The sequence below is a fragment of the Mycobacterium sp. genome (assembly GCF_036488105.1).
Taxonomy (GTDB): Bacteria; Actinomycetota; Actinomycetes; order Mycobacteriales; family Mycobacteriaceae; genus Mycobacterium.
Genome location: NZ_DASXHW010000035.1, coordinates 1 through 3,879, shown reverse-complemented (window position 1 = coordinate 3,879; position 3,879 = coordinate 1). Strand labels below are relative to the sequence as shown.

The following is a 3,879-nucleotide window of genomic DNA, read 5'->3' as shown; positions in this document are numbered from 1 at the left end:
GCCATGTCGATGTTGGTGCCGTCGCGGCCGCCCAGCGACGCCGGCAGCCCGTAGCGCAGCCAGCCGGCTTTGTCTGCCCGTCGTCGCATCTCCGAGAGCAGGTCTTCCCATTCCCGAGTGGGAATGCCGTCGTTGTCCCAGTCGGTGCGGGCATGCTCGCGATGTTGGTCGAAGTACTGCATGTTCTCCGCTTGCAGCGGGGCGATCTCGCGTTCGATGAACGCATCCATGTCGGCCAGCAGACCCGGAAGGTGTTCGGGCAACGTGAAATCCACAGTGATCTCCTTAAGTGCCGTACAGGGTTTTCTTCCACACCGTCGCGAGGGTCGCGATGGCGTCGTCGTCGCTGATCTCTATGCCCAGACCGCCTTGGGCCGGGGAAGGCCCCCATGAGCCTGCGTACACGGTGGTGAAGTTCTCGAACAGCAGGGCGATGGCGGCCGAGATGTGCTCGGGATTGAGGTCGGACGCGTAGCCGTGCTGCTGAACGTGTCGCACCGAGGCGGCGACGATGTCCATGCCGAATCGCCGGAATTCGTTCTGGACGGCGGCAAACCGTTGCTGTGTGGTGGCCAGTTGTGCGACCGCGATCATGATGCCGATGTTCTGCTTGAACATGTTCCAGTAGCCGGTGACCACCGACGTGAAGAACGCGTCGTCGTCCGGGGAGTCCGGCAGGTAAAGGCTCAGCCCGGACGGCGTCAAGACGTCCTGCAGAAAAGACTCGGCAAGTGCGGCGAGCAGGTCCTCTTTGTCGTCAAAGTACCGGTAGAACACCGCCGCCGATTTACCTGCCGCAGAGGTGATGTCGCCCAGGGTGGTGCCGTGGAAGCCACGCTCGGCGAACAGTTTTCGGGCGGCCTGCTCGATGGCCGTCCGGGTCTGGAGGCCTTTTGCGGTCAGCGCCGCCTGTGATGTTCCGGCGGCCGGCATCAGTGCTGTTTCCGGTCACCGGCACGCAGTAGGGCACTGGGCAAGTCGTGGCCGACCACCGACTTCGCGACGCCGGCCGCAGCAATGGCGGCGGGTAGGTCCACGTCGACGTCGATGTCGCTGTCGCGCAGCAGATACACCAGATCCTCGGTGGCGATGTTGCCGGTGGCGCCGGGCGCGAACGGACAACCGCCAAGTCCGCCGACCGAGGCGTCCAGTCGGGTGACTCCTGACTCGACCGCCGCGTATGCGCTTACTAGTCCGGCGCCGCGGGTGTTGTGGAAATGCCCGCCCAGCGGCAGCTCACCCAGAACCGGGCGCAGTTGGGCGATCAGCGAGCGCACCCGTCCCGGCGTGGTCGTGCCGATCGTGTCGGCGATGCTGAACCGGTCGACACCGCGATCGCGTGCGGCTGCGGCGATGTCGAGAACCCGCTGCGGCGGCGTGGGTCCGTCGAAGGGGCAATCCCACGCCGTGGCGACGATGACCTCGACCGTGACATCGCTGTCGTGGGCGATGGCGATGATCTCGCCGATCTGATCGGTGGCCTCGGCACTGCCGCGTCCGACGTTGGCTTTGCTGAATGCATCGCTGGCCGCTACCACGTATTCGATCGAACGCAGCCCGGCGGCGACCGCCCGCTTGGCGCCGTTGGGGCTGGCGACCAGCGCCGAGAATTCGATGTCGGGGTAATGGTGCAGTTCGGCGGCGAGCACGGCCGCATCAGACATCGACGGCACCTTCGATGGGGACACGAATGCGGTGGCCTCCACCTCGCGCACCCCGGTAGCGGCGACGGCTGCCAGCAGTTCCAGCTTGGCCGACAACGGAATTGGCTTCTCGATCTGCAGTCCGTCGCGCAGCGAGACCTCGCGGATGTCGACGTGGACGGTCATAGCACCTCCTCGGCACGCAGCTCCTCGAGTTCGTCGACGCTCTTACCGAGCAGGCCGATGTAGACGTCGTCGTTGTGCTGGCCCGGTCGCGCCGAGCCGGCATTGCGGACGCTGCCCGGCGATTCGGACAGCTGCGGCGTGATTCCCGGCCCCAGCACCGGTCGCCCGAGCCGTTCGTCGTGATGCTCGACAAGCATGCCGCGGGCCCGCAGCTGAGGATCGTTGACCACGTCGGCGACGGTGTTGATCGGACCAGAGATCACGCCCGCGGCGCTGAGGGTTTCGATGATGTCGTTGGGTTCACGTTCGGCTGCCCAGTCGCCGATGATCGTGTCGAGTTCGTCCTGGTTGCGTCCGCGTGCGCCATGGGTGGCGAACCGCTCGTCGGTGGCCAGCTCGACGCGCCCCATCGCTCGGCACAGCCGGGCGAACACGGTGTCCTGGTTGGCGGCGATCACCACCCACGAGCCGTCGGCGCTGCGGTAGATGTTCGAGGGTGCGATGCCCTCCAGGCGGGTGCCGGACGGACCTCGCACCACTCCGCCGACGTCGTAATCCGGGATCGTGGATTCCTGTACCGCCAAGCATGATTCGTTGAGAGCCACGTCGACCACCTGGCCGTGCCCGGTGACGCTGCGCCGGTACAGGGCGGCCAGCGCTCCCTGTGCGCCGAACATCCCGGCCAGGCTGTCGCCCAGCGACAACGCCAGCCGCGGGGGTGGTCCGCCCGGGAAGCCATTCAGGTGCCGCAGCCCGCTGGCCGCCTCGGCCACCGAGGCGTATCCGGCCTTGTGCGCGTCCGGACCGGTCTGCCCGTAGCCCGATACCCGAACCAGGATGATCCCTGAATTGTGTTGGCTGAGAACGTCGTAACCGAGGTCCCACTTCTCCAGAGTGCCCGGGCGGAAGTTCTCCACCACGATGTCGGATTTCTCGATGAGATCGAGGAACAGCTCGCGGCCGCGTGGCCGACGCAGGTCCAAGGTGATGGCCCGCTTGTTGCGTGCGTGCACCGTCCAGAACACGTGATGTCCGTCGACTTCGGCCTGTCCCCAGGTGCGCAACGGGTCCGGTGCCCCCGGCGGTTCGACCTTGATGACGTCGGCGCCCATATCGCCGAGTAGTCGGCCGGCGAACGGCCCGGCGATCAGGGTGCCCAATTCGAGCACCCGGATGCCGTCCAGCGGACCGGTGGGGGCGGTCACGCAGTCCCCACGAACTTGTGCCGCTCCAGCCAATCGGAGACGACGGTGACGGCTTCGCGCAATTTGTCGCGCTGATCGGGGCCAGCGTAATAGTGTGTGGCGCCGTGGATTTCGTGCATCTCCTTATCGGGATGGCCGATTGCCTCGAACAGGCGTCGGGTGTGGCTGGGTGTGCACGCGTCGTCGGCGAGGTTGCCGATCACCAGCGCGGGCACCGCGATGTCACGCCCGCAAGTCACCCCGTCGCCGTGCGCGTCGTCGTAGCTCCACTGCGAGAGCCAGCTGCGCAGCGTGCAGAACCGGGCGAGTCCGACCGGTCCCATGTTCACCACTTGAGGATCGCCCAGATAGCACGTTCCCGGAACCCGTTCGTTGGGATCGACGGCCGGATCGAGCCACCGCGGATCAGCCATGGTGCCGTGCACGACGAAGCCGAACTCGTCGTCGGGACGGCCGGCGGCTTTCAACTCAGCCAGTTTGTCGTTGACCCAGGCGGTGATACGGCGGTTGCGGTCGATCTGGGCTTGCCGGTAGCTGGCCAGGAATTCCTCGCTGTAGGGCGGCTGGTTGGGGTTGTCCGGGTTGTACAGGTCCAGCTCCGGATCCCGTTTGGTCGGATCGGATTCGTCCAGGATGGACCCGTCCATCCACTCGGTCAGCGTGCCGTGCCGGCTGATGTGTGCGGCCAGCAGCATGAGTCCATCGGCGGCGGGCAGATCGAGCTGGGTGAGATCGGGCCCGTCACCTGACGGGCTCGACGTGATGGTCGCGTGCTGGGCCTGCTGCTGGTACAACACCGACAGCGAACCGCCGCCGCTCCAACCGGCCAGCACCACCTTCTGATA

Annotated in this window: 4 protein-coding genes and 1 pseudogene; all 5 read right to left on the bottom strand. The window is 66.3% G+C overall.

Annotated elements, in window-relative coordinates; genetic code table 11:
• Positions 1–275 (bottom strand): annotated as a pseudogene (locus VGH54_RS01935) (acyl-CoA dehydrogenase); the annotation flags it as partial.
• A gap of 10 nt (positions 276–285) precedes the next feature.
• The gene (locus tag VGH54_RS01930) at positions 286–933 is read right to left on the bottom strand and encodes a TetR/AcrR family transcriptional regulator (protein ID WP_331510246.1); all 648 of its coding nucleotides are present in this window, start codon (positions 931–933) and stop codon (positions 286–288) included.
• The gene (locus VGH54_RS01925) at positions 933–1,829 is read right to left on the bottom strand and encodes a hydroxymethylglutaryl-CoA lyase (protein WP_331510245.1); all 897 of its coding nucleotides are present in this window, start codon (positions 1,827–1,829) and stop codon (positions 933–935) included. Before VGH54_RS01925 ends, VGH54_RS01930 begins: the two co-directional genes overlap by 1 nt.
• Entirely contained in the window at positions 1,826–3,034 is a 1,209-nt protein-coding gene (locus VGH54_RS01920) for a CoA transferase (protein WP_331510244.1), read from the bottom strand. The genes VGH54_RS01925 and VGH54_RS01920 overlap by 4 nt, the downstream gene beginning before the upstream one ends.
• Positions 3,031–3,879, bottom strand: an 849-nt coding sequence (locus tag VGH54_RS01915) for an alpha/beta hydrolase (protein ID WP_331510243.1), incomplete at its 5' end; no start/stop codon positions are given. The genes VGH54_RS01915 and VGH54_RS01920, both read right to left, overlap by 4 nt.

Coding starts and splice junctions, on each gene's coding strand:
- VGH54_RS01930 (WP_331510246.1), bottom strand. CDS start 933: ATGCCGGCCGCCGGAACATCACAGGCGGCGCTGACCGCAAAAGGCCTC.
- VGH54_RS01925 (WP_331510245.1), bottom strand. CDS start 1,829: ATGACCGTCCACGTCGACATCCGCGAGGTCTCGCTGCGCGACGGACTG.